Consider the following 24,845-nt stretch of genomic DNA (forward strand, 5'->3'; position numbering starts at 1 on the left):
GAAAAAGCCTATTTACTTCTTGAAAATTTTCAATTGGGCTTGTTTAGTATCGGCCATAATCTGAACAAAGTACATTCCTTTTTCATCAGGCATTGCTACTTCCATCTGAGCCTGATTTCTAAGCTTCTCCTGAGAAATCAGTTGCCCATTCACATTGAAGATCGAGATTTGAATCGTAGAGAACATTTCCCCTAAATCAATATGTAATCGATCTTCAACCGGATTAGGGTAGTACTCAATTTGAGATTGAAAGATTTCATCCAATCCAACATTTGTAATCGTAAAACAGTCCGACGTAGTTTCACAGCCTCCTTCACGAATTACAACAGCATAAGTCCCATTAGTTGAAGGAACAAAGCTTTGCTGATTCGCGCCCGCAATTTCTGATCCGTCTGAACAGTCAATCCATTGATAAGTAATTGCTGAATTGGGCAGTTGATTAGAAATAAGAGTTGAACTCATTTGGCTGATCGTAGGATCATAGATAGGAATTTGATCCGTTACCGTATTTAGAACGGTATTGGTTATCACAGCTTCGTTAAAATCGAAATATATACCTGCGCGATTCCGAATTTCCGTTCCAGAGGGCAAATTGGGTTTGGGCATCACCTGATAGATTACATAGCCATGACTCAAAGGCTCGCTCATAGCTGTAGAAGGGAGGTGTATGTTATCAAAACTAAATTTTAAAATTCCTCCTTCTTGTAATTCAGTAATCATGGGTTTATGGCTTTGGCCAATGACTTTAATCGTTGACAAATCCAAATTTACATCCAGGCTATCCAGGATAAAGATATTGATCGCATCTGCATTCCCGGTATTTTGAAATCTGACTTTATAGGTCAAAAGCTGATCATTGAGGATATAGCCTTCTTCGCATGCTCCTTGAGGATTCACCTGTATGTCATTAGGATCAAAGCCATTTATAATATTTCTACAAAGGTTTTCCTGATAGCTCAAACTGTCAAGGCCTCCATAGTTTCTGATAAGCTCAACATAGACACAGGCTTGCTGTCCAATCATAGCCTGGAGACTCACTGCAGCATCCAGCCTTATCATCACATTTGAACTATCATAATTTAGGCTGTCTATATACCAGATCAAGGTATCCCCGATCGTCGTATCGGGCATAGGATTATCAAGTATAAGTAAAGAATCAACCAGAACCCTCAATTCTCCGCTGAAGGGATTACAGCTTCTATTTGATGCATCCAGCCAAATATGGGCAGGAAATCCGGGCCGGAGAGGAGTGGTAAGAACATTTACTTCCCATACAGCTGTTTGACTACTGTCAGGTCCTTCGATCAGGTAATTCGCACTCCTTTCACACCCAAAAGAATCGCTAGCCCTGATTTCATAAAAACCTCTTTGACTAATGCTAATAAAAGAATCTATAACAGGAGGATTTGTATTCCAGAGATAGCTAATAGGTTCGCTTCCCCCCTCTGCATGCAAAGCAATATAAGCGGAATTGGTACAGCTAAGTTCTCTGAGGCTATCAATCACCAGGAAAAAATCAGAACATTCATCCTGTTTAAATTTTGCCACATAAAAATCAGGTTCTGGACCATTAGCATTGAGGGTATAAGTGCCGGGTCCGGGATCCAGATCAAAAGGAGCTATAAAATTTCCCGTAGCGTAGATATCATTTTCCGAATCAAATTCGATATCCCAAATCTCTGTATAATTGGGATTCGTCAGAAAACTTTCGGACCAAATAAAATCCCCATCAGGACTGAATTTGCCAATATAATTTCCTGTGGTATCAGCAAAGCCTACTATTTCTACATTGGGTCCGGGATCAATATCTACCTCTCCATTAATATGCCCTCCCATATACAGAAGTCCATTTTGATCGATTTTGAGGTAAATGATTTCCATAAAGCCCCTGGGCTGGTTTTCAAATGGATAAGCCCAGACCAAATTACCTTGAGGATCGAATTTCTGCAGGTATCCACTTAGGCTACTTCCATTGGAAGCTGAAGTCAAAAGGCGTTGATTAGGTCCGGGATCAAAATCTGCTGTTCCTGCAAATAAACCTGTGCTATACAGATTGCCGAATTCGTCCAGCACTGTATGCCGGGCAGCTCCGGCTATGCTAGGTTCCAAATTTAGCAGCCATAGAATATTCCCTTGTGAATCCATTTTCAGGCTAAACATCGACCAGCCATCATTGGGAGAATTCAGGATATAATTGCCAGAGCCTGGATCAAAATCCGTCATCCCATTATAAGTTCCTACACAGAAGATATTTCCTTGCGCATCTACCTCCAGCGAATTTACGGTAACGAAACTATCACTTTCAAAAAATCGAGCCCATAAAAGATTAGCATTGGCATCCAGTTTTTGGACAAAATCCTTGCTGCGATTCAGAGAGGTATCATTGAAAGTTCCGGGTCCGGGATCAAGGTCTATCGTTCCTTTAAAATCTCCCGCCATGATAATTTCTCCAGAAGAAGCTTGGGTGAGGCTATATATTTGCTTTTCACTTGCTCCACTAAGGCTAAACACATTCGAAAAATTTCCCAAAGAATCCAGACTTAGAAAAAAGTAATCATCATGTGTCATATTGAAACTGGAAACAAATTGACTATCTGGCCCGGGATCAAAATCGAGTCTCCCCCGAAATTTTGCACTCAAAAAGATATCTCCATCAGCAGCGCTTGTAATGCTTAAGTGATATCGGGGAGAAATGCTATCATCGGGAATTATGTTTTTCGCCCATAACAAATTTCCCTGCGGATCGAGTTTTTGAAGAAAGAAATCTTTGTTGGAAAAGGAGCTATTGAAAATCAGGTTAGCGGGACCGGGATCCATGTCCAGGCTTCCTTCAAAACGACCAGCGAGGTATACATTGTTTTGGGAATCCAGCTCTAATCCACTTGAATAACTAAATGCCGGATTGTTGTAAGTTTTTGCCCACTCTAAAGATTCAATCTGCGCATGTACAGATAAAAGCGTCAGCATAAACATGCTTAAGAAAACAGTTTTCATGAGTTGATTGGTTTTCAGGTTAAACAATAAAAAGCCACCCTGAGGGTGAATTCAGGAAATGATTTTAACTACCCAATAAGCTAAGCAGATATATATATTCGTCTGAAAATAGTTGGTAGGAAGAAGTAGTAGGGGAGGTTAAAAACAGAATCCATAAAAAGAACGAGTTCTCAATTGAGGATTTCTTGTTTTCTAAATTTGACGTGCTTCTATACCTAAACAACGCCTGGCATTTTGTATAGGTTGCTTTTATTTCTTGTCGCTAAAACTTATTTGATTTAAAATCTTATCCAGGCCGAAGTAATTATTCTTCTTATTGCTTGCCAAGATTACGTTTTAGCAGATATCTTGCCTCTTCCATTTGCGCTGTTGCTTCATTCAGTTCTCTCCAGCGATATCGTGCGGCCCACTTGTGATCATTTCCTTGCGCAACAGCTGCAATAATTTGTCCCACCACAGGACCCATTTTCATTCCATGACCACTTCCTCCTGAACCTATTGACAGACCCCTGATCTCTGGATGCTGATCTATCCAGAAATGTCCATCCAAAGTATCTGTATAACAGCACCTACGAGTATAGACAATCGGATCATTCGCAAGCTTTGGAAAGGCAAAGGAAAGGAATTCCCGGAGTTCCTGTATATCTGACTCATATACTTTGCGCTCATCCTTGGCAGGATCTAATTCAAGTCCCAGGCCATGTTTCGCCACTTTTACTACTTTTTCGATAGGGTGTAAGGGAAAACCATACCAACCGGTATTTGCTATATCGGCAGCGAATACTGGAAAACGCTCTGCTTCATATAGTTCTGGATTGCTGGCTTTTAGGTGAAAGACCGGATGACCCGTGATTTTCATATAGGGTTTGAGATCAGGGACAAGAAATGGAGTAAAATTACCCGCGCATACAATTGTATGTGCTGCTGAAATTTTAGTCCCTTTAGTAGTCACAACTCCTTTTGCCTGATTATTTTCAATCCATATACTTTTCGCTCCTTCTGTCAGGCTTTCTATCCCGATTTCAACTGCATATTGATTTAGCCTTTGAACAATTCTTCCAGACTCAACATATCCTCCTTCTTTATTAAAAGAACCCTCCACAAAAGCTTTCGGATTGTAAGCTGGGAAACGAGATTTGAATTCTTCATAGCCAATCCTCTCCAGTGGAATCCCACGTTTACTCACATGCTGATAGCTGATTTTTTCGTAAGTATCCTCTTCTGTATCCAAAGCTTGTGCACTGAGCAGAATATAATGGCCTTCATGGTAAAAGATTTCCTCAAAAAGCTCATTCCATTCTCTCCAGATCTGCATGCTTTCCCGGGTCATATCCAGGTATTCCTCATCTGAACCATATTCCATGCGAATTACTTTACTAATATCTGTTCCAGCAGCTAAAGGATCAGGTCCCTCCGTTGGGTTTAATACGCAGACACTAAAACCGGTCTTTCGAAGTTCCAGAGCAGCACTTATTCCGAATATGCCCGCTCCAACTATGAGAAAATCATAATTTTTCATCTTGCTATAAGTTGCTTGAGAGTAGGTAAAATATCCTCAACTCCTTCTATGATCGGGAGTAAAACAGGTATTTCTAATTCTTCTTTGTATTGCTGTTGAAAGTTTCTGGCTTCTGATTCCGTACAATCATGGGTGTTGAGTGCAAGGCCAATCAGATTGCTGTCAAATTTCTCCAGGATCTCTTTTTCAGATGCTAGCGTAGGAATTTCTCCCCAATGCACTTCGTCTTCATAATATTTTCTTTTGGGTGCATGTACCAGGATCACCTGCTTTGCCATACCAGAAATAAGAAATTCGAGCCCGCAAGGACCACTGGGATTTCGAAGGGCTGACTGCCCTTCAATCAATATTATATCCGGATTGCTTTCTTTCCAGCAAGAAAGGATGGCATGTTCCAATTCGCCTGAGACAAAATCATTGAGGGTAGAGTCGAGGATGAAGCCGTACTTTCCTCCCTGAAGCCAACCCGTCTGTCCTGTATAAATCATCTGAATATTGATACCCGCTTTCTGACCAGCCTCCATAATCATACGACAAGTTGTCCTTTTCCCCAAAGCACAATCCATTCCCATGACAGCGATGATAGGCACGTCCACTTTGAAGATTTCTCCTGTCCAGAAATGAAGGTCTGTAGGTTTTTTCGGTCGGCGAATATCTAATAGCTCGGCCCCATGCTCAAAAGCAAGTTTTCTTAGCTGCTCTCGGTCGTTCAAATAATCATGCAAGCCATTTACAATCGAAATTCCTTTCCCCAAAGCCTCTTCAATGATGGGCAACATTTCATCCGGTAATACACCTCCAACTGTTGCAACCCCTATGATTAAATACTGAACCTCAGGAAATATTTCCAAAGCTTCTTCCAGTTGGGATAAAATGGGAATGTTCCGTTTTCTTCCGTCCAGTAGTTCTCCGGCATCAGCAGTTGCATGCTGATGATCAATAAGAGCCTTTATTTCAAATCGATCTGTTCCGCGGACCAAACCATGAGCCGTTTTGGCATTGTCGGTCATATAATATCCTTGAGTAAGGACAAGAGCAGGAGTTTTCATAGAGAGTAAAATTTTGCGAAATAATGATACTCAAAAATAATGGGACATCAAGTTTTCAATCCCTCCTTTTGACAGGATATTTATCTGATTTCCCTTGCTTTCAATGAGGGCTTTCTCTTTCAAATCCTTTAAGACCCGATTTAAACTCCTGATCGGCAAGGCCAAATAATCAGCCAAATCTGATTTACTGAGCCCTGCTTCTTCATTCTCCCACAGCAAAAGAAATTTGAGGACTTTGTATTCGGCGGGGAAAATTTGTTGATAAGAAGCCCTTCTTGCCGTATTCCTCAATCGATAGGCAAATTCTCTAAGGATCAGTTGATTGAAATCTGAATCCTCTTTTAACAGGCGATCAAAAAATCTTCGCTTTATTCTAAATACCTCTAAAGAAGTAAGTGATAAAATGTTGCTCAGATTTTCTGAACCAAGTACCGCTTCCACCTCTCCGATTATTTCTCCTTTGCCCAGAAATTCCAATACATACTCTCTCCCATTTTCTTCCCGAATAAAACATTTGGCTATACCTTCAATCACCAGGAACAAATCAGCGGAATCATCTCCTTGCCAAAGAAGATTTTCATTTGCTTTAAACCGCTGTAGCAGAATATCTCTTGCTTCCGGATGCTTTTCCCTCCATTTTTCGAAGAATTCAAGAAGCTGTTGATTTGTTTTAATCATTAAGAACTAGCTTTGGGACAAATGACCTTGACAAGCTATTATATTGTCGGTGTTCATTCAAAAACATTTTCGAAAAAATGCGACACATTTTAATAGATACAGATACTGCCTCCGATGATGCCATTGCCCTCATCATGGCCTTAAGAAATCCAAAGGTAAAAGTGGAAGCTATTACTCTGGTGGCGGGTAATGTTCCCATTGAGATGGGCTTGCAGAATGCCCTCTATACCTGTGATTTATGTGGTGTGAAAGTACCCCTTTATCGAGGGGCTGCCAAGCCGATGATGCGAGAACTTGAGACTGCCCAATTTGTCCATGGGAAAGATGGAATGGGAGATATAGGTTTGGATTTGCAGGGTCGAAAAGAAGATGAAGGAAATGCCATAGATGTAATCATCGATACGATTCACAAGTTTGAGGGAGAATTGGAATTGGTAACCCTAGGTCCTCTTAGCAATATTGCCCTCGCCATTTTGAAAGACCCATCCATTGTAGCCAAAGTAAAAAAATGCACCATCATGGGAGGAATAGGGGAGGGTGTAGGTAATATCACTCCTGTTTCCGAATTCAATATTTGGGTTGATCCGGAAGCAGCGAAAATTGTCTACGATTCCGGTATGAATATGCAAATGGTAGGCTGGGACATTTCGCGGAAATACGCCACCTTTGATGATGATGAATCCGCAAAACTCAGAAGCATAGGTACCAAATACGCCCACTTTACTGTAGACATACAAAAGACACTGGTAGAGTTTTCAAAAAACGTAAGCAAACTTGCGGGTTTTGACCTTCCTGACCCGATCGCTATGGCAGTTGCACTTGATCCAACAGTAGCCACCCGCATCGAAACACATAATGTCGAAGTCATTTGTCATGAAGGGAGTACTCGCGGCCAGACCGTAGTCGATCATTCAGATTCTACTGGAAGGCCGATGAATATGAAGGTAGTTCTGGAAGCTTCCCGAGAAAAATTTCTGGAATTTCTGTATAGCTCTTTAACAGAATAATCATGGACTATACTCAATTACCCAAAGTCGAATTACATCTGCACCTGGATTGCTCCTTAAGTTATGAGATCGTAAAGAAATTCCGTCCAGGGACGACTTATGAGGAATATAAATCCTCTTTCATCGCTCCTCCTAAATGCACGGATTTGGCCGCTTATATCAGTCGAGCCATTAGCGGAGTGGAGCTTATGCAAACAGAAGAGCAATTGCGATGGGTTACTCTGGACCTGTTTGACCAGCTAAAAGCAGACAAGGTAATTTATGCTGAGATTCGATTCGCTCCTTTGCTCCATACCCAGCAAGGACTGAAAGCAGAGGAAGTAGTTCAAATCGTACATGATGCCGCTGAGGAAGGCATACAAAAAACAGGAGTAAGAGCAGGAATTATCCTCTGTACTTTGAGACATTATTCAGAGGAAGAAAGTATGAAGACCGTTCAGCTGGTGGAAAGATTTCAGGGAACTAAAATCCTGGGCTTTGACATTGCTGCAGATGAAGCGGGTTTCCCCATCGATAATCATATTCAGGCATTTCGGTATGCCAATGAAAAGGGAATCCCGTGTACAGCTCATGCAGGAGAAGCTAAAGGAGCGGATAGTGTATGGGAAACTTTGGAGAATTTTCAACCCAAAAGAATTGGGCATGGCGTAAGAAGTGCCGAGGATGACAAACTTTTAGCCCATCTAAAAGCAAACAACATCCATCTGGAAGTTTGTCCTACCAGCAATGTGCAAACCCATGTTTTTCAAAGAATTCAGGACCATAGCTGCAATAAGATCTACGAAGCCGGAGTATCCATGAGCATCAATACGGATGCGAGGACCATTTCCAATGTTAGCCTTGCGGATGAATATCAAACCCTGGAAAAGATATTTGGATGGGAAAAAGCGCATTTCCTGAAATGCAATCTGGAGGCCATTCAGCATGCCTTTATTTCGGAGGAAGAAAAGACAGAATTGAGGAAAGTGATACTAGAGGCTTATAAGGATTGAATAAAAGCTCAGTCTGTTATCCCGGAAAACTTTGGGAGCAAGCGAACAAAATTTATCCGGAATCTTTTGCAGCTGCCAGGGATCCCGGATATTTTTTCCATTCCATCGTAAAAATTCTGGGATGACAGTTTGTTTTAGATTTATTTTGGCTAAGCCATAAAGGAAAAAGCATCCACCCTCCCGTTTACAAATTATTGCGTACCTTCGCGCTATGCAGATTACAGATGAATTGCTGGATCGAATTGAGGCTTTGAGCATGCTTAGTTTCAAGCCGGAAGAGCGTGAAAAAACCAAAGAAGGTTTTCAGCGCATGCTGGATTTTGTCGCCAAACTGCAAGAGCTGGATACGACGGGTGTTGAGCCCCTCATTCACATGACGGATGAGGTAAATCGACTGATCCCGGACGAAGCAACAGAACCCCTTCCTCAAAAGCTCGTACTCAAAAATGCACCGGCAAGTGATGATGCCCATTTCCACGTGCCGAAAGTGCTAAAAAAGTAAGTTCGAAATAGCTGATACATGGATTTGAAGAAATTGCCTTTCCTTCCACTGCATTATTTTTATGTGCTGTTTGAGAAATTCCAGAAAGGCCTTTTCCTGATCTTATTTACTTGCTTAGTCGGAGCCGGTTTATGGACTCTGGCAGGTTCGGTATGGCCGGAGTTCTTCTCATTGGAAGTACTTGAATTGGCAGAAAATGAGGTAGACAAAGTCCTGATACAGGAAGTTGAACATAACTATCGTTCATTCGACCTTTCCCTCAATGCCTACAGAAGCTGGGTGAGTTTTTCTGCCGGACCTATTCTCCCCAAAGCAGGAATTGTTTATGCATTTACACTGCTCCAAATTCTGGCCTGGTCTGTTTTCCTTGCAACTGCATCTGAAATAAAATCTCGATGGGCGTATTTGTTCTATATTCTCTATGCTCTTTTCCTCTTTAGTTCAGATGTCTTTAGCTATATCATTTCGGATGAAAGCCTGCTGAGTGCAGTAGGGAATCTGGATTTCATAGCCAGAACGCTCAAGTTCTTGCTGGCGATTCCTCCCATTATTCTTGCGCTCTGTTTTCAGATGGATATACTAAAATGGAAAAGGCCCTTGAGGTTATTCATGTTTCTCGCATGGAATCTCATACTTTTTGCCTTGCCGTTCGGCGAAGGGAATTGGCAAGCCTTGCATCAGGTCGCAGTAAATGGATATACCTACAATGTTGCCCTGGCTTTGCTCTTCTTTTTCTTTTTGGGAAAAGAGCCTACAAAAATACTGTTCGCCGCTGCGACTAACAGACCTATAAAAAGTGCTCGTTTGGATTATAGATTGATCCTGAGCTTCTGTATCATCCTCTTGATAGTCGAATTCCTCTGGCTCTTTGAATATGTAAATTTTGGGTTCCTTTCTGATTATGAATTGGGATTCCGACCTATCTATTTGATTGTTCTTTCAGCTATCCTGATGGTATTTACTTCTCAGAACCATTATCATCAGGTGAAAGAAATTTTTGGTACCCAATCCAACTTCAGTTTCATCCTTTTGAGCTGGGCGTTGATTGTCATGAGTTTCATGGCTTATCAGTATTCTATGGGAGATCCTCTCATAAATTTCACCCTGGAAAGAGCTGCTGTAATCTTTTTTCTCAGTATGGGTATCCTCCATACGATTTTTGTTTTTGCCAATCATCTTCCCCTTCTCAAAGGCAAGGTCAATCTTTATTATCTGATGGCTAATGGAAGAGGGAGATTTGAATTCTGGATCATCTGGACTGCCGGAATCGTTTCAATCATTACTGCAGGAGGATATGAAAATTGGAAAAGCTGGAATCTCTTCCAACACAGTTATTACAATCAGGCCGGAGATCAGGCTTTGATAAATGGAGATGCAGATAGAGCTACAACTGCATATAATCTTGCCAGGGGAAATAGTGGGATTAGTCCCAAAGCCAATTATAATCTGGCTTCTATTTTGGTTGCCAATCCTTATAAAGTCGCAGATGCAGTCAGGCACTACCAGGATGCCAGCCGGCTGATCGAATTTCCTTATGCACGCATCAATGCTGCGGCTTTGCTGGCCTTAAACAATCAGCCAGAGGATGCACGTAAAGTATTGTCAACAGCTAGAGAAGTAAGTCCTTTCGTAGAAAACAATCTGGGACTCATATTTTTGAAAGCGGGAGAAGTAGATTCAGCCATTGTACATTTCAAAAAAGCATTACTGGCCGATCCTGCTAATTCACCTATTTATAGCAATCTCTCCTTATTATATCTGGATCAGGGCTTCCTAACAGAATCGCAAGAATTTATGCGCTTCGCAAATGAGTCGGGTAAAAGCCAGGCAAGTAGAAGCAATCAACTCTTTCTACAACTCAAACATCCTGAACTATATTTTGAAACTCTTCCTGCCGATTCGGAGGATGACCTTTTCTTTCGCTACAATCAAATACTGACGGGCCTGCAAAAGTCTGTCGACACCTTCAATACCCTAGAGATTCGATCTCTTTTGGAGGAAAGCGAAATGCAGTCTCCGGATATCCTGCTGCTCGATGGCATGCGCCTGTTTTACCAGGACTCTATCAAATATGCCATGACACGGACGGACTTCATCGACGAAGCCTACGAATCCTATGCAGCTGATGCAAATTATCTCATGGCTCTGGGTTTCTACCAAAAGGGAATCCCGGAAATGGCCTTGAAGTATTTCAATAAATCGGGAGCAGCAGGTAATGGAAAAGCCCTTTTGCATGCAGCTCAAATGGAAATTGAACTCGGCCAGCCAGATAGTGCCAATGCACATCTTTCTTTATTGAGTGTAAGCCAGGAAGAACTCTATGACGAAATAGCCAAAGAGCGAGCCATGCTACTTTTGCCCTATGTCCAAAATGACGTCTTCGTCTCAAAAATGGTCAATTTGGATGCCTTGAGTTTTAACGACAACATACTCTTGGGTATGTATTCGGATAGCCTCAATCAATACATCACAGCACTCAATGCCTTCAGAAAGGCCATAGAACAAGATAGTTCATCGACAGCTCCCTATCTGGAACTTGGAAAAATCTATAATAAATACAGTGACTCACTAGCTATCAGCAATCTTCAATACGGACTAACAGAAACGGGAAAAGCAGAAGATATTCCCTTACAGTTAGAACTGGCAAGAGCCTATTTGAAACAAGGACAGATGTCCCGGGCTGAAAAATTATTTCAAAAGATTGAGCCGAATGTTGTGTTGGAAACAGAAAAATTACGATTTTCGGGAGAGTTGGCCCTTGCTAAAAAGGATACTGTAAAAGCGATTGAACATTATGCGTCGCTACACGGACATCAAGCCATGGATCAAGACGCGATCTTGCAACTTTGTAAGATCTTCAAGGAGCAAAAGAATTATGAGGCTGGAAACGCCTTAATTACCGAAGCCCTTGAAAGCAATACAGAAAATGCCGAATATTGGTATTACTATGCTGTCTTCTCCAAAGGCTGGAATCTGGCGGACGATGCTGGATACGGTGCCTTGAAGGCCATAGAATTAACGTATTTGTCCCAGAGAAAAAAGGAAATCGAAAGAGAGTTTTCTCAAGAAATACGTACCCTTAGTTCAGAATAACGCATGGACACTAGAAACACCGTTGCAGCAAAAGGTTCCAAGTTCTTTGATCGGGACCTGAGCTGGCTTTCCTTTAATTATCGGGTTTTACTGGAAGCTACTGACAAAAGTTTGCCCCTCTACGAGCGAATCAAATTCCTCGCTATCTATTCTTCAAATCTGGATGAATTTTTTCGGGTGAGGGTCGCCTCTCTCAGAAGTTTATTGGGCGTGAAGAAGAAAAGCCTGGATTTAGTTGGCCTGGAGCCCGAAAAGCTTCTGGCCCAGATTTATGCAGAGGTAAATCGACAACAAGAAGAGTTTGGAGCCATTTTCCAACAAGACATACTTCCCGGCCTCAATAAAAATGACATTTACTTATTGCAGGATGGTCCCAAAGAGGATGTACACAAAGAATTTATAGAGAAATTCTTCGAGGAAGATGTATTTCCCTTTATCCATACAGAACTTTTGCGGAGAAAGAGGATCAAACATTTTCTCAGGGAAAATGCTTTGTACCTGGCCATCAAACTGTATAGCAACTCAAGGATAGCATTAAAGGAAGAAAAAGAGACGGGAAATACAGAAAGGCGTTCAAGAAGAGCTATAATTCAAATTCCGACCCATTATTTCCCTCGCTTTATAGAACTACCAGCAATCGGAAAGAAGCGTTATTATATGTTTCTGGATGATATCATTCGCTTCAATCTGGATAAAATCTTTCCAGGTTATGAAGTTGCAGGTGCTTATTCATTCAAGCAAAACAGAAATGCAGACTTACTGATTGATGATGAGTATGGGGGAAATTTGGTAGAAAAGATCAGAAAGAGCCTTAAGAGAAGACAAACGGGTGTGCCCGCACGTTTTCTCTATGATAGCGAAATGCCTAAAAACCTGCTGCGTTATCTGAGAGATACATTTAGCCTGGCAAAAGAGGATTTACTGGCTGGAGGAAAGTACCACAACTTCTCTGATTTCTTCCGCTTTCCAAATCCACTAGCGCCCGAATTGGAAGGAAAAGCCTATCCACCTTTGCCACACCTGGAACTGGAATCCAAAACTTCAATGTTGGATGCGATTTCGGAGAAAGACTACATGGTTCATTTTCCTTATCAGTCGTACGACTATGTCATTCGCTTCCTCACAGAAGCCGCCAATGACCCAAATGTCGAAGCTATTCACGCTACTCAATATCGCGTAGCTGCCAATTCTGCTGTGGTAAATGCCATGATCCTGGCCGCGCAAAATGGGAAGAAGGTCTCTGTATTCGTAGAACTAAAAGCTCGATTTGACGAAGCTCTGAACCTTCACTCAGCAGAGGAAATGGAACGGGCAGGAGTAAAAATCATTTATAGTTTCCCCGGACTCAAAGTACATGCAAAAACGGCTTTGGTCTTGAGAAAAGAAGGTAAGGATACCAAAGGCTATGCTTTCCTCAGTACAGGTAACTTCAATGAAAAGACCGCAAAGATCTATGCAGATCATGGATTCTTTTCTTCTGATGATGAAATCATTAACGACCTGAAAGGAGTTTTTGAACATCTGGAAGGAGGAGGGAAATCCAAGCCCAATTTCAAGCAGCTCCTCGTCGCTCAATTCAATATGCGACCGGACTTGGAAAAGCTCATCGATCGGGAAATAGAGCATGCAAAGGCTGGCAGAAAGGCCAAGGTCCTTGTAAAACTCAATAATCTTGAGGACAAAAAAATGATCCGCAAGCTCTATGAAGCCAGTAATGCCGGAGTCAAAATCACAATGATTATTAGAGGAATTTGTTGTTTGCGGCCTGGAATACCCGGATTGAGTGAGAACATTAAGATCACGCGCTTGGTGGATCAATTCCTCGAACATGCTCGTGTTTTTATTTTCCACAATCAGGGAGAAGATGCCCTGTATATGGGATCTGCGGATTGGATGAAACGAAATCTAAGCAGAAGGATAGAAGTTGTTTTTCCTATCAAAGATAAAAACCTGAAAAATGAGGTAATCAAAATCATTGACCTTCAACTGGCCGATAATGTGAAAGCTGTTAGCCTGGATAAAGACATGATCAATACCTCCATCAAAAATGATAAATCCAGTGTTCGAGCTCAAATAGATGCTTATGAACTGATCAAGGCAGGTAAGCTGATCTAAGATCAGGACGAAAATATATCAAAGGCGAAGCTGAATTTTATTTAGCTTCGCCTTTCGATTTTACTCAATTTATAGCTTATGAACTCCTTTGTCGATTTTTCTCCGGAAGTAAAGGATGCCCTGGCAACAGGTAAAGCCCTGGTTGCACTTGAATCAACCATCATTGCTCACGGCATGCCCTATCCGGAAAACAAAAAGACAGCCCTGAATCTTGAAGCAATCATTCGTTCCAAAGGAGCCATTCCGGCTACGATGGCTATACTGGGAGGCAGGATAAAGGTAGGATTGACCGGAGAAGAACTCGAGTACCTTGCTACTGCTCCTGATGTAGTAAAAGCGAGCCGAAGAGATATTTCCTACCTCATTTCCCAAAAAAAAGATGCGGCCACTACTGTAGCTGCTACGATGATCTGCGCAAAATTGGCCGGAATCAAAATCTTTGCCACAGGTGGAGTAGGGGGCGTACATAGAAAAGCTCAGGAGAGCTTCGATATATCAGCTGATTTGCAGGAATTGGCTCAAACACAAGTAGCAGTCGTTTCTGCAGGCGTGAAATCAATTCTGGATATTCCCCTGACGCTCGAATATCTGGAAACCTATGGAGTGCCTGTCATTGGAGTAGGGACAGAAGAATTTCCGGCCTTTTATACCCGAGAAAGTGGATCGAAATGTCCCCTTCGGCTTGAAAGCTCTGCTGAGATTGCGCATCTGCTTCATACACAATGGGCATTAGGCTTCAAAAATGGCGCTTTGATCGCCAATCCTATTCCCACAGAATACTCTATGGATAAAGGAAAAATAGATCAGGTCATCGAACAGGCGATAGAAGAAGCAGAAGCCGCAAATATCGCAGGAAAAGAACTCACCCCTTTCCTCCTCAACAGAATTAAAGAACTCACTGAGGGAAATAGTCTCTTTTCCAATATCCAACTCGTCCAAAATAATGCAGCCGTAGCCGGAGAAATTGCCGTAGAACTCAATCAACTGGAAAAACAAAATCGCAGTTAAGCGATTCTTTGTATATGAAAGAGGCCGATGTCATAGTTATTGGAGGAGGATTAGGCGGCTGGTGTAGTGCCATTCATTTGAGAAAGGCAGGCCTAAAGGTCATGCTCATCGAAAAACGTCAATATCCCTTTCACAAATTCTGTGGAGAATATTTATCTGCCGAAGTCGAGCCCTATTTGTCCAGTCTGGGTCTTTCGCTTGAAAAATCAGGAGCAAATCGGATCAGAAAATTTAAGTTAAGTTCGCATACTGGAAAGTATGTTACTTCTAAACTAAGCATTGGAGGATTTGGGATTCGCAGATATACACTTGATTATCAATTAGCTATACTTGGTCAAAAAGAAGGCATCAAACTCATCGAAGGCAAAGAAGTACGAAAAATTCAATTTGAATCAGGATATCACAAACTCATATGCAAAGATAAATCAAGCTATCGTGCAGAGCTCATCATTGGAGCCTATGGTAAAAGAACGGGCCTGGACAAAGAGCTGAAGCGGGATTTTTTAGGAAGTAGTTCCAGTTATATCGGAGTAAAACAGTATTTCGATTATGATTATCCAGCTGCTGAGGTTTCTCTCCATAATTTTGAAGGAGGATATTGTGGAATGGCCCGCATGGAAGACGGGAGCTTAAATCTTTGTTATCTCAGTAAAAAAGAAATCCTAAATAAATATGGAGGCATTGATGAGTTGGAATCAAAGGTCTTAAGTAAAAATCCCTTTATAAAAGAAGTATTCCACTCATCGCGCAAACTCCTGGACAAGCCCATAGTTATATCCAATATATATTTTGAGGAAAAGAACTTGGTGGAAAATCACGTCCTCATGTGTGGAGATGCAGCAGGAATGATATTTCCCCTGGCAGGAAATGGAATGGCAATGAGCATACACGCTGCTAAAATCCTTGCTGAGCAAATTGTGTTGTTTAAGCAAGGGAAATTGAGTCGAACGGAATTGGAAAATAGCTATCAAAAAGAATGGAATGACAAGTTTGCCTCGCGCTTATCCTGGGGACGCAACTTTCAGCCATTTATGGGAAGTAACCGACTTTCCTCATTCGCAGTTTCCAGTCTAAAACTGCTGCCTCCTTTGCTTCCTGCTATCATCAAGCGAACACACGGACATTATCTCGATGCCTACACTCAATAAAAGATCAAAAAAACAGGAAGCTTTGGATAATCTGAATCTTTCTGGCAAGAAGCTGGAGCAAACGCTCAGACAATTGGCCTTTATCAACAAAAGTCTGGGCAATACCTCTTCCCTGATTGGGGAAGTATTGAAAGTAGCTGAAGAACATCAACTAAAAGAAATCAAAGTCATTGACCTGGGATGCGGAGGAGGAGATGTATTGACTGTATTGGCAAAAAAACTAAAAAGAAAAGGAATCACATACTCATTGGTAGGGATTGATGGAAATATGCATGCTTTGGAACATGCAAAGAAAGCAAGTCAGGACATTTCTTCTCTAAGCTTCAAACAAGCTGATATACTGGCAAAGGACTTCGAACTAGATACCTGCGATATTTTGATTAGTAGTCATTTTATGTATCATTTCGAAGAAGAGGCCCTCATCCAATTTCTACGAAAACACATAACTTCTGTCAAATACAGCATCCTCATCAGCGAACTTGAGCGGAGCAAATGGTCTTTTCTACTTTTCCGTATATTTTCACCCCTCTTTGGTTTTAACCAATTGGTTAAAACTGATGGCTTGACTGCAATCCAAAGAGCCTATAAGAGATCGGAAATCAAACAACTCCTCTCCATTTTTGGTCAGGGAACTGTTCAAATCATTCCCAAATTTTTCTTCCGAATGATTATCAAAATCAATCCTCAAGGCCTATGATCTTTTCGCAGTTTGCCACCCGAAGTAGAGAGCAAGAGATCATGGATGACCTTGAAATGGAAGGAAATCTTCTGGAGAAGACCCTCGACCAACTCGCCTGGATCAGTGTCTGGTTAGGAGGAAATAACATCACCTGGACAGGCCTGAAGAAAATAGTCTCTAAGTTTCCCCAAGCTAAAATCAACTTACTTGACCTGGGAACAGGTGGGGGAGATGCCTTGAGATATTTGGCTAAAAAAAGTCGGAATTCCAGACAGGAATTTTCTTTCCTTGGATGGGATGCAAATCAGGCAACACTCGCCTATGCGACCAAAATGTCAAAAGCATATTGTAATATTGCCTATCAAAAAGTCAATATACTTGATCCTGATACGACTTATCAGGGAATAGATATTGTAACTTGTGCGCTCTTTCTGCATCATTTTTCAGATGAGGAAATTATAGCGCTTATCAGCCAATTGAAATCAGATGGTGTTCAATACCTCATCATCAATGATCTCCAAAGACACTGGCTTCCCTACATTCTGTTTATGTTGGTGAGTAAAGTCTTGAGATTTAGTAAAATGGCGCATCATGATGGTTTGCTTTCCATAAGGAAAGGATTTAAAAAACAGGAATTACAAGATCTATTGAAAGAGTCTCAATCTGAAGTGACATACATCGGATGGAAATGGGCATTCCGCTACTTAATCGTTGCAAAACTCACTCCCTGATTAGCCTTACAACAGATTTACCTAAAAATATTTTTAGACGTCTATAAATTTTACCTCATACATGAGTTCTGCCAAAATACTCGCAACTGCCATTGAACTTCCTGCTTATAGCAAGACTACCGAGGAGATTCTGGAAGATATGTCCCAACATCTGGAGGGACATGACGAGAGATTTAAACGGAAAGTCTTGCGAATCTTTAAGTATGCTGAAGTAGATCGCAGGTATTCTATCATGCCAGCAGATCGGGTTTTGGCACCTCTGAGTTTTGAGGAAAAGAATGATCTGTATATAAAATCCGTCATTGATCTTTCGGAGAAAGTATTGGTCAAAGCCCTCAAAAATGCAGAGATGAATCCCGATGAGATCGATTATATCATTACCGTCAGCTGTACAGGATTTATGATCCCTTCAGTAGATGCCTTTCTGATCAATCGATTGAGGATGCGACAAGATGTGGTCCGACTACCCGTAACGGAAATGGGATGTGCAGCAGGGATTTCCGGCCTCATTTACGCCAATAATTTCCTCAAAGCACATCCGGACAAAAGAGTAGCCCTGATTGCTGTAGAATCTCCCATGAGTACTTTCCAATGGAATGATTTCTCCATGGTCAATATGGTGAGCGCAGCAATTTTCGGAGATGGAGCTGCCTGCGCGATATTAGGTCCGAGTGATAAAGCAGCTCCCAGCATTGTCGATACTGAGATGTTTCATTTCTATGATGAAATCGGAATGATGGGATACAATGTGCGGAATTCCGGTTTTCAAATGGTACTTGATCCACAGGTTCCTCAGAAAATCGAAGAGAATTTCGATCAGATTATCCACCCCTTTCTCCAAAAAAACCATAGCAATATCCAAGAGATCGATCACCTCATCTTCCATCCGGGAGGTAAAAAGATTGTGAAAATGGTAGAAGGTCTTTTTGGCCAAATGGGAAAAAATATCGATGCAACTAAAAAGGTATTGAGAGAATATGGAAATATGTCCAGTGCTACTGTACTTTATGTTTTGGACGAAATCCTAAAAAAGCCTATCTCTGTGGGAGAGAAAGGTCTGATGTTAAGTTTTGGACCGGGCTTCTCTGCACAAAGAGTATTACTAGAATGGAAATAAATAGAACCTTTATAGATAAAGGATATTGGGCCGTCATATTGGGGGGATCCAGTGGGATAGGATTGGCGAGTGCAAAAAAACTGGCGCAGGAAGGCATGCATCTCTGCATCCTACACCGAGACAGAAAAAAAGATCTCCCTCAGATCGAAGCACATTATGATTCCTTTCGGCAGTTTGGGGTAAAAGTCCTGAATTTTAATTTGGATGCTACCCGCTCTGAAAATATTGAAATGGTCTTGAAGGAGTTGAAAAATGAGATGGGAGAAAATGAGGGAGTCAGGCTTCTCCTCCATTCGATCGCTAAAGGCAACCTCAAACCCATGACCGATGCGCAGGGAACCAAAGAGAATAGCCTGAATGAAAAAGCAGGAGTGGAACAAACGCCACTTTCGCAAGCTTTCAAAGATTTACAATCGATCTTGCAAGATGAAGGTGCAGATATAGACAGACCTGTCCTGACCCGCCAGGATTTTGAGTTGACAATAGAAGCCATGGCATTGAGCATCTACGAATGGGTTCAATTTATCCATAATGCTTCCCTCTTTGCTGCGGATGCTCGTGTGATAGGGCTTACAAGTGCAGGCAATACCAAAGCATGGAGAGATTATGCCGCAGTAAGTGCTGCGAAATCAGCTTTGGAAGCCATCTGCAGATCAATTTCTCTGGAGTTTGCGAGATTTGGTATTCGATGCAATGTGGTGCAACCCGGTATTACAGATACTCCCTCACTTCGCATGATTCCCAGCAGTGATATTCTAAAACTCAATGCAGCTGTTCGTAACCCTTTCCAGAGACTCACACTTCCAGCCGATGTAGCCAATGCACTTTATCTCCTATGCACAGATGAAGCAGCCTGGATTAATGGAGCGGTGATTCCGGTTGATGGTGGAGAAAAGAATGCCTAATTCTATGGAGCTTGCAGAAGAAATCAGAACTTTGCTGCCCTATAAGGAGCCCTTTCTATTCGTAGATGAGTTGGAGTCAGTAGATGAAAAAGGAGCAAAAGGCAGTTTTACCTTTCAGGAAAGTATGCCCTTCTATGAGGGACACTTTCCCGATAATCCCATTACGCCCGGCGTTATCCTTATCGAATGTATGGCACAAATCGGATTGGTAAGCCTGGGAATTTTTCTTTCTGGCGCATACCAGACAAAAGAGCATATACCCTTTGCCTTTACTTCGTCAGAAGTTGAATTTTATAAGCAAGTCTTACCTGGTGAAAAAGTAGTTGTCCATTCCGAGAAAATATATTTTCGACTGGGTAAACTAAAATGCAAAGTATCTATGAACAATGAGCAAGGTGAGACGGTTTGTAAAGGAATCCTGAGTGGGATGAGTATCAGGAATAGGTTTTTATAGGAAAACAGAAAGAGTCAATGCAACACAAACGCATAGTTATAACGGGTATGGGAGTGGTATCACCGAATGGTATTGGCCTGGGTGATTTTGAAGAAGCCTTACGTGCGGGGAAATCCGGAATCAGAAAGATGGAAAAAATGGAGAAATTGGGTTTCTCCTGTCAGGTCGGCGCCGAACCGGAAATCAGCGAAGATTTACTCAATCAATACTTTACTCCCCTGCAACAAAAAAGACTAAGTGCAGACGGCCTGATATATGGATTGATCTCTGCCATAGATGCCTGGAAAGATGCAAAACTTCCCTATGGAAAAAATGAAGAGCCGGATTGGGATAGTGGATGTATTATGGGGCAAGGCTTGGCTGGAGCAGACGTAATCCGCGAATCAACCTATCAAATAGATGAAGGCAAAGTAAAAAGACTGGGGAGTACCACCGTTCCGCAAACCATGTCGAGTGGGATTAGTGCACATCTGGGAGGAATGCTGGGACTGGGAAATCAGGTAAGCAGCAATGCCTCAGCCTGTGCTACAGGAACCGAGGCGCTGATTATGGGTATGGAGCGAATCAGAATGGGCAAGGCCAAGCGTATGCTTTGTGGCGCATGTGATAGTAGTAGCGTTCATGTTTGGGGAGGTTTTGACGCTATGCGGGTCCTTACCCGTAAGCATAATGATTCTCCTCTAGAAGCTTCTCGACCTATGAGCGCATCTGCCTCTGGTTTTGTACCCGGAGGTGGGGGAGCAGCTTTGGTTTTGGAAGAATTGAGTTCTGCTTTGAGAAGAAACGCTCACATTTATGCTGAAGTCCTCGGAGGTTTTACCAATTCCGGAGGCCAAAGAAATAAAGGCTCTATGACGGCCCCAAATCCAGAAGGAGTGTTACGATGCATTCATGGAGCAATTGCAGATGCAGAAATATTGAGCAAGGACATTGATCTCATTTCAGGCCATCTTACCTCTACCATCTTTGACCCTCGCGAAGTTGAACTTTGGGTAAATGCTCTCAAAATCAAACGAGATAACTTCCCTAAAATACAAGCCCTCAAATCCATGACAGGCCACTGCCTGAGTGCATCCGGAGCAATAGAAGCAGTCGCCGCAGTATTACAGATACATAAAACTTTCGTCCATAAAAGCCTAAACTGTGAGGATCTACATCCGGAAGTAGAGGCAGTTGTTCCAAAAACATCTATTCCTTCCAAGACAGAAAACATCCAGGTCGATACAGTGGCCAGTAGCAGTTTTGGCTTTGGAGATGTGAATAGTTGCATTATTTTCAAGCGATTTCAAGGATAGAACCTAAAGACATTAGCTAATATGAAGCCCGAAGAAATAACAGAAAAACTCAAGAAGATCATGAAGGCCTATCTTGAGGAAGGCATTGATCTCGAAAATATCACCTCTGACACAGACCTGATCAATGATCTAAAAATAAACTCTATGCACCTGGTAGATATCATTCTCGATCTGGAGGACGAATTTAACATAGAGATCAGCGATGATGATGCAGAACAGATGTTGACCGTTGGGAAATCCATCGAGGTAATTCAAGCGCAGCTGGCCAAATGATCGGCACGGACATCATAGACCTGAATTATCAAGATCATCCCAGTCGATGGAAAGAAGAACGTTATTGGCAGAAAGTATTAGTAGAGGAGGAATTAGTATGGGTGAAAGCGCAGGAAAAGCCCTTTATAGCATTTCTGATTTCCTGGGCGATAAAAGAAGCAGCATACAAATTGGTATGCAATATTGATCACCAGCACAGATTTATACCTAAAATATTTACTATCAATTATTTAAGGGAAATCAAATATTACGATTCGATATATTATAAGGTAAATTCTCCCTATGGGGAGCTGTTTGCAGAGCTTAAAAGCACAGCTACTTTTATTCAAGCAATTGCTGTCTTTAAACAATCAGATCTTCATCAAGCAAAGACCTATTCTTTTCCCTTATCAGAAACAGACCTTCGTTCACAATCTTTCCAGACAAAAAAAATTATCCTGGAACATTTCTCCAAGAATTCTTCTTTCGACAATAGAATTCTTGAGATTAGAAAGAAAAATTCCATTCCTGGCCTTTATATTTCAGGAAAAGAAAGCCAAATCGAGCTTTCTATCAGTCATCATGGTCATTGGGGAGCCTTTGCCTATGTGGATACGCCTTTATGATACCTAAAAGACAGAGCCTACTTGTTCTCCTGCTCATTCTGATGGGTACTGTCTTTATGGCCTTTCAGATTCCCAAACTCACATTTGATTACGATATAGAAAACTTCTTCCCGATTGGCAGTGAAGAAACCGCCTACTTTGATAGCTATAGAGAAATTTTTGGCAGTGACAATGATTTCATCCTGATTGCTATAAAGCCCAGCTCCGGAATTTTCAATCAATCCTTTCTACAAAACCTCCAACAACTGACTGATTCTTTAGAAAGTCATCCCTTGATTGAAAAAGCTTATTCACTCAGCAATATCTATGATTACAAATTCATCCCAGGATTTCGGAGAGCAAGAAAAATCCCGTTTATCCATCCAAAGGATGCGAGTAAGATGGACCAAGATAGTCTCAAACTCATGCAGCATCCTGTTTTACCCGGATATCTCATCGCTCCGGACGGAAGTTCCGTTCTTATCTACCTTAGTAATAAGGCATTTGCAGATGCAGATGAATGTAAGAGCCTAAACAGGGATCTCAGAGAAATTCTTTCAGGCTTTGAAGTGGGTAACTATTATTTATCCGGGAAATGTATCGGGCAAAGCACTTTCGCAAATACCATTCAAAAAGAGATAGGCATCTTTATTATAGCTTCTGTACTGGTCATTATGCTGGTGCTCTTTATCATGTTCAGAAGCCTGCCAGCACTCATTCTTCCGCTTATCGTTGTTGGACTGGCTGTTCTTTGGACCATAGCGACTATGGTTTTACTCGATCGGCCGCTGAGTCTGGTTTCCAATATCATTCCCAGTATGCTTTTGGTGATTGGGGTTTCGGATGTAATTCATTTGCTTTCTCATTATATCAGCCTGAGAAAAAATGGATGGGAGAGCCAGAAAGCCCTCAAAGAAGCCATCCGGAAAGTCGGGATTGCAACCCTGCTCACCAGTATCACTACCATTCTGGGATTTTTGAGCTTGCTGAGTACTCGTTTTTTTCTTTTACATGAATTGGGATTGTTTGCCAGTCTGGGGGTCTTCCTCGCCCTGATTATGACCTATGCCATCATTCCTGCACTCATTCAATTTTTTCCACAGATTCGATTTAGCAATACCTCTGTCAAACAAAGGCTGCATGATTTTTTAGTCCGCTTATTTCATTTCACCCAGGAACATGCAAAAAGAATCGTACTCGCCTCAATGGGACTCTTACTCCTCTTCGCTTTTCTCACTACATATTTAGAAGTCAATATTTTTCTTCTCACAGATTTGAGAAAAGAGCATCCCCTGGTACAGGATTTCTCTTTCATTAGCGATAGCTATGGAGGGAGCAGGCCGCAGGAAATTTCTGTAAAACTTCGAGATAGCAGTGAACATATTTTTTCGCCTCAGGTATTAGCAGAGCTGGATAGGGTAGAGGCCTATTTAGAAAATGAGTATAAACTTCAGAATATCAATTCTCCACTAAGTTTTATAAAAAGTGCCAATCAGGTATTTAACTCAGGCAGAAGTTCCGCTTATCAAATCCCGGATAGCAATACCCTCCAATTTTTGCTAAGCCAAAATATTGAAGAGGAATTCAAAGCAAATAGTGATCGCATCTTGTTCAGTTCAGACTATAGCGAAGGTCGCATTATGGGATTTTTACCGGATTTGGGCAGCAGAAAGGTATATCAGATGAATGCCGACTTCCATCGCTTTCTGGAAGAAGAACTTCCAGAAAGAAAATGTGAATATCGATTTACCGGCACCTCACATTTGTTGGAACTCAATACCGAATTCCTGGCCATGGATATCTTAAGTGGATTGACATTGGCTATTTTGGGCATCAGTCTTTTTATGGGATTGGTATTACGTTCGGCTAAAGTTGTGCTTATAGCCCTTTTACCCAATATTCTTCCCCTACTATGTCTGGCCGCCATCATGGCAATCTTTGGGATCAGTATAAAAATATCTACTGCGATTATATTTTTAATTGCATTGGGTATCAGTGTGGATGATAGCATTCATTTTCTAAGTCATTATCGATTGGAAAGAAAAGAAAATGGTGTTTTGGAGTCTGTCAAAAACACCTATATCCATACCGGCAGGGCTATTATCCTGACTTCAGTCATTTTATCTTTGGGCTTTTTGGTTCTTTGTTTGTCAAATTTTCTGGGAACCTTTTATATTGGCGCCCTGGTAGCGCTGAGCATGATCCTTGCCCTAATTGCAGATCTTCTCTTATTGCCTGCCTTGATCCTATTATTTCTGAAAGAATAATTCATGCAAGAGATTTTAAGCCCTTTAATTGAACTTCCCTGGCAAAAGTGGATGGTGTATGTGCTTTTTTATGGTATTTGGGGAGTGGCCATGAATCAAGTGGGGATAATTGCCAAAATCGCACGCTTTAAATACAAGGCGCAAATCATCAGCTGCTACATTTTGTACATGGTTCCTGTATCCATTCTTTTGAGTCCATTGCCCTGGTATGAGCAATATTTTTATGGTCTCTTTTTTATGGGCATACTGGAATTGGGCGGCTATTCGATCAAGTCTTCAATCGCTTATGAAGACAATATTCTGGACAAGATTTTCAGTCCTAGAAATTTCACCCTGGCAATGACCCTCTTCTTTTCCACTTATTTCCCTTTAGGAAACTGGATTGTAGACGGGCTTTATGCTGCAATATTTACCTAAAATCAAAATTCATAAATA

21 protein-coding genes are annotated in these 24,845 nt (G+C 41.6%); 17 read left to right on the forward strand and 4 right to left on the reverse strand.

Going from position 1 to position 24,845, the window contains the following annotated elements; translation table 11 throughout:
* Positions 1-12: 12 nt before the first annotated feature.
* The 4 genes from R8P61_26850 to R8P61_26865 form a co-directional block, all read right to left on the reverse strand.
* Positions 13-2,994, reverse strand: a complete 2,982-nt coding sequence (locus R8P61_26850; protein ID MDW3650723.1) for a T9SS type A sorting domain-containing protein — start codon at positions 2,992-2,994, stop codon at positions 13-15.
* A gap of 313 nt (positions 2,995-3,307) precedes the next feature.
* Positions 3,308-4,513: an FAD-dependent oxidoreductase gene (locus R8P61_26855; protein MDW3650724.1), complete on the reverse strand. Its 1,206-nt coding sequence runs from the start codon at positions 4,511-4,513 to the stop codon at positions 3,308-3,310.
* Positions 4,510-5,562, reverse strand: coding sequence for a DUF1611 domain-containing protein (locus tag R8P61_26860; protein ID MDW3650725.1), 1,053 nt, complete (start codon positions 5,560-5,562; stop codon positions 4,510-4,512). Before R8P61_26860 ends, R8P61_26855 begins: the two co-directional genes overlap by 4 nt.
* A 30-nt stretch (positions 5,563-5,592) precedes the next feature.
* On the reverse strand, positions 5,593-6,240 hold the full coding sequence (locus R8P61_26865; GenBank protein ID MDW3650726.1) for a Crp/Fnr family transcriptional regulator: 648 nt from the start codon (positions 6,238-6,240) through the stop codon (positions 5,593-5,595).
* 77 nt (positions 6,241-6,317) lie between these two features.
* Here R8P61_26865 and R8P61_26870 point away from each other — a divergent pair, with 77 nt between their 5' ends.
* The 17 genes from R8P61_26870 (at position 6,318) to R8P61_26950 (ending at position 24,827) form a co-directional block, all read left to right on the forward strand.
* On the forward strand, positions 6,318-7,247 hold the full coding sequence (locus R8P61_26870) for a nucleoside hydrolase (GenBank protein MDW3650727.1): 930 nt from the start codon (positions 6,318-6,320) through the stop codon (positions 7,245-7,247).
* Between the two features lie 2 nt (positions 7,248-7,249).
* A complete protein-coding gene (add, locus tag R8P61_26875; GenBank protein ID MDW3650728.1) occupies positions 7,250-8,239 on the forward strand; it encodes an adenosine deaminase in 990 nt (329 codons plus the stop codon).
* Positions 8,240-8,450: 211 nt separating this feature from the next.
* Positions 8,451-8,741: an Asp-tRNA(Asn)/Glu-tRNA(Gln) amidotransferase subunit GatC gene (gatC, locus tag R8P61_26880; GenBank protein MDW3650729.1), complete on the forward strand. Its 291-nt coding sequence runs from the start codon at positions 8,451-8,453 to the stop codon at positions 8,739-8,741.
* A gap of 18 nt (positions 8,742-8,759) precedes the next feature.
* Positions 8,760-11,834, forward strand: coding sequence for a hypothetical protein (locus tag R8P61_26885; protein MDW3650730.1), 3,075 nt, complete (start codon positions 8,760-8,762; stop codon positions 11,832-11,834).
* 3 nt (positions 11,835-11,837) lie between these two features.
* On the forward strand, positions 11,838-13,949 hold the full coding sequence (gene ppk1, locus R8P61_26890) for a polyphosphate kinase 1 (GenBank protein MDW3650731.1): 2,112 nt from the start codon (positions 11,838-11,840) through the stop codon (positions 13,947-13,949).
* Positions 13,950-14,027: 78 nt separating this feature from the next.
* A complete protein-coding gene (locus R8P61_26895; protein ID MDW3650732.1) occupies positions 14,028-14,957 on the forward strand; it encodes a pseudouridine-5'-phosphate glycosidase in 930 nt (309 codons plus the stop codon).
* 14 nt (positions 14,958-14,971) lie between these two features.
* The gene (locus R8P61_26900) at positions 14,972-16,105 is read left to right on the forward strand and encodes an FAD-dependent monooxygenase (GenBank protein MDW3650733.1); all 1,134 of its coding nucleotides are present in this window, start codon (positions 14,972-14,974) and stop codon (positions 16,103-16,105) included.
* Positions 16,089-16,802, forward strand: coding sequence for a methyltransferase domain-containing protein (locus R8P61_26905; GenBank protein ID MDW3650734.1), 714 nt, complete (start codon positions 16,089-16,091; stop codon positions 16,800-16,802). Before R8P61_26900 ends, R8P61_26905 begins: the two co-directional genes overlap by 17 nt.
* On the forward strand, positions 16,799-17,515 hold the full coding sequence (locus R8P61_26910) for a methyltransferase domain-containing protein (GenBank protein MDW3650735.1): 717 nt from the start codon (positions 16,799-16,801) through the stop codon (positions 17,513-17,515). The genes R8P61_26905 and R8P61_26910 overlap by 4 nt, the downstream gene beginning before the upstream one ends.
* A gap of 61 nt (positions 17,516-17,576) precedes the next feature.
* Positions 17,577-18,632: a type III polyketide synthase gene (locus tag R8P61_26915; protein MDW3650736.1), complete on the forward strand. Its 1,056-nt coding sequence runs from the start codon at positions 17,577-17,579 to the stop codon at positions 18,630-18,632.
* Positions 18,623-19,537 (forward strand): SDR family oxidoreductase, encoded by a 915-nt coding sequence (locus R8P61_26920; protein ID MDW3650737.1) that lies wholly within the window; start codon positions 18,623-18,625, stop codon positions 19,535-19,537. Before R8P61_26915 ends, R8P61_26920 begins: the two co-directional genes overlap by 10 nt.
* Positions 19,530-19,991: a hydroxymyristoyl-ACP dehydratase gene (locus tag R8P61_26925; protein MDW3650738.1), complete on the forward strand. Its 462-nt coding sequence runs from the start codon at positions 19,530-19,532 to the stop codon at positions 19,989-19,991. The genes R8P61_26920 and R8P61_26925 overlap by 8 nt, the downstream gene beginning before the upstream one ends.
* A gap of 17 nt (positions 19,992-20,008) precedes the next feature.
* Positions 20,009-21,286, forward strand: a complete 1,278-nt coding sequence (locus R8P61_26930) for a beta-ketoacyl-[acyl-carrier-protein] synthase family protein (protein ID MDW3650739.1) — start codon at positions 20,009-20,011, stop codon at positions 21,284-21,286.
* 21 nt (positions 21,287-21,307) lie between these two features.
* A complete protein-coding gene (locus R8P61_26935) occupies positions 21,308-21,559 on the forward strand; it encodes an acyl carrier protein (protein MDW3650740.1) in 252 nt (83 codons plus the stop codon).
* A complete protein-coding gene (locus R8P61_26940) occupies positions 21,556-22,164 on the forward strand; it encodes a 4'-phosphopantetheinyl transferase superfamily protein (protein MDW3650741.1) in 609 nt (202 codons plus the stop codon). Before R8P61_26935 ends, R8P61_26940 begins: the two co-directional genes overlap by 4 nt.
* Positions 22,161-24,410 carry an MMPL family transporter gene (locus tag R8P61_26945; protein MDW3650742.1) on the forward strand — a complete coding sequence of 750 codons (2,250 nt, stop codon included), beginning with the start codon at positions 22,161-22,163 and terminating at the stop codon, positions 24,408-24,410. Before R8P61_26940 ends, R8P61_26945 begins: the two co-directional genes overlap by 4 nt.
* A 3-nt stretch (positions 24,411-24,413) precedes the next feature.
* Positions 24,414-24,827 carry a hypothetical protein gene (locus R8P61_26950; GenBank protein ID MDW3650743.1) on the forward strand — a complete coding sequence of 138 codons (414 nt, stop codon included), beginning with the start codon at positions 24,414-24,416 and terminating at the stop codon, positions 24,825-24,827.
* Positions 24,828-24,845: the final 18 nt, after the last annotated feature.

Source organism: Bacteroidia bacterium (assembly GCA_033391075.1).
Taxonomy (GTDB): domain Bacteria; phylum Bacteroidota; class Bacteroidia; order J057; family J057; genus JAWPMV01.

What these genes read in the sequence shown, in the direction of transcription:
- R8P61_26850 (MDW3650723.1), bottom strand. Translation starts at nt 2,994, where the DNA reads ATGAAAACTGTTTTCTTAAGCATGTTTATGCTGACGCTTTTATCTGTA.
- R8P61_26855 (MDW3650724.1), bottom strand. Translation starts at nt 4,513, where the DNA reads ATGAAAAATTATGATTTTCTCATAGTTGGAGCGGGCATATTCGGAATA.
- R8P61_26860 (MDW3650725.1), bottom strand. Translation starts at nt 5,562, where the DNA reads ATGAAAACTCCTGCTCTTGTCCTTACTCAAGGATATTATATGACCGAC.
- R8P61_26865 (MDW3650726.1), bottom strand. Translation starts at nt 6,240, where the DNA reads ATGATTAAAACAAATCAACAGCTTCTTGAATTCTTCGAAAAATGGAGG.
- R8P61_26870 (MDW3650727.1), top strand. Translation starts at nt 6,318, where the DNA reads ATGCGACACATTTTAATAGATACAGATACTGCCTCCGATGATGCCATT.
- add (MDW3650728.1), top strand. Translation starts at nt 7,250, where the DNA reads ATGGACTATACTCAATTACCCAAAGTCGAATTACATCTGCACCTGGAT.
- gatC (MDW3650729.1), top strand. Translation starts at nt 8,451, where the DNA reads ATGCAGATTACAGATGAATTGCTGGATCGAATTGAGGCTTTGAGCATG.
- R8P61_26885 (MDW3650730.1), top strand. Translation starts at nt 8,760, where the DNA reads ATGGATTTGAAGAAATTGCCTTTCCTTCCACTGCATTATTTTTATGTG.
- ppk1 (MDW3650731.1), top strand. Translation starts at nt 11,838, where the DNA reads ATGGACACTAGAAACACCGTTGCAGCAAAAGGTTCCAAGTTCTTTGAT.
- R8P61_26895 (MDW3650732.1), top strand. Translation starts at nt 14,028, where the DNA reads ATGAACTCCTTTGTCGATTTTTCTCCGGAAGTAAAGGATGCCCTGGCA.
- R8P61_26900 (MDW3650733.1), top strand. Translation starts at nt 14,972, where the DNA reads ATGAAAGAGGCCGATGTCATAGTTATTGGAGGAGGATTAGGCGGCTGG.
- R8P61_26905 (MDW3650734.1), top strand. Translation starts at nt 16,089, where the DNA reads ATGCCTACACTCAATAAAAGATCAAAAAAACAGGAAGCTTTGGATAAT.
- R8P61_26910 (MDW3650735.1), top strand. Translation starts at nt 16,799, where the DNA reads ATGATCTTTTCGCAGTTTGCCACCCGAAGTAGAGAGCAAGAGATCATG.
- R8P61_26915 (MDW3650736.1), top strand. Translation starts at nt 17,577, where the DNA reads ATGAGTTCTGCCAAAATACTCGCAACTGCCATTGAACTTCCTGCTTAT.
- R8P61_26920 (MDW3650737.1), top strand. Translation starts at nt 18,623, where the DNA reads ATGGAAATAAATAGAACCTTTATAGATAAAGGATATTGGGCCGTCATA.
- R8P61_26925 (MDW3650738.1), top strand. Translation starts at nt 19,530, where the DNA reads ATGCCTAATTCTATGGAGCTTGCAGAAGAAATCAGAACTTTGCTGCCC.
- R8P61_26930 (MDW3650739.1), top strand. Translation starts at nt 20,009, where the DNA reads ATGCAACACAAACGCATAGTTATAACGGGTATGGGAGTGGTATCACCG.
- R8P61_26935 (MDW3650740.1), top strand. Translation starts at nt 21,308, where the DNA reads ATGAAGCCCGAAGAAATAACAGAAAAACTCAAGAAGATCATGAAGGCC.
- R8P61_26940 (MDW3650741.1), top strand. Translation starts at nt 21,556, where the DNA reads ATGATCGGCACGGACATCATAGACCTGAATTATCAAGATCATCCCAGT.
- R8P61_26945 (MDW3650742.1), top strand. Translation starts at nt 22,161, where the DNA reads ATGATACCTAAAAGACAGAGCCTACTTGTTCTCCTGCTCATTCTGATG.
- R8P61_26950 (MDW3650743.1), top strand. Translation starts at nt 24,414, where the DNA reads ATGCAAGAGATTTTAAGCCCTTTAATTGAACTTCCCTGGCAAAAGTGG.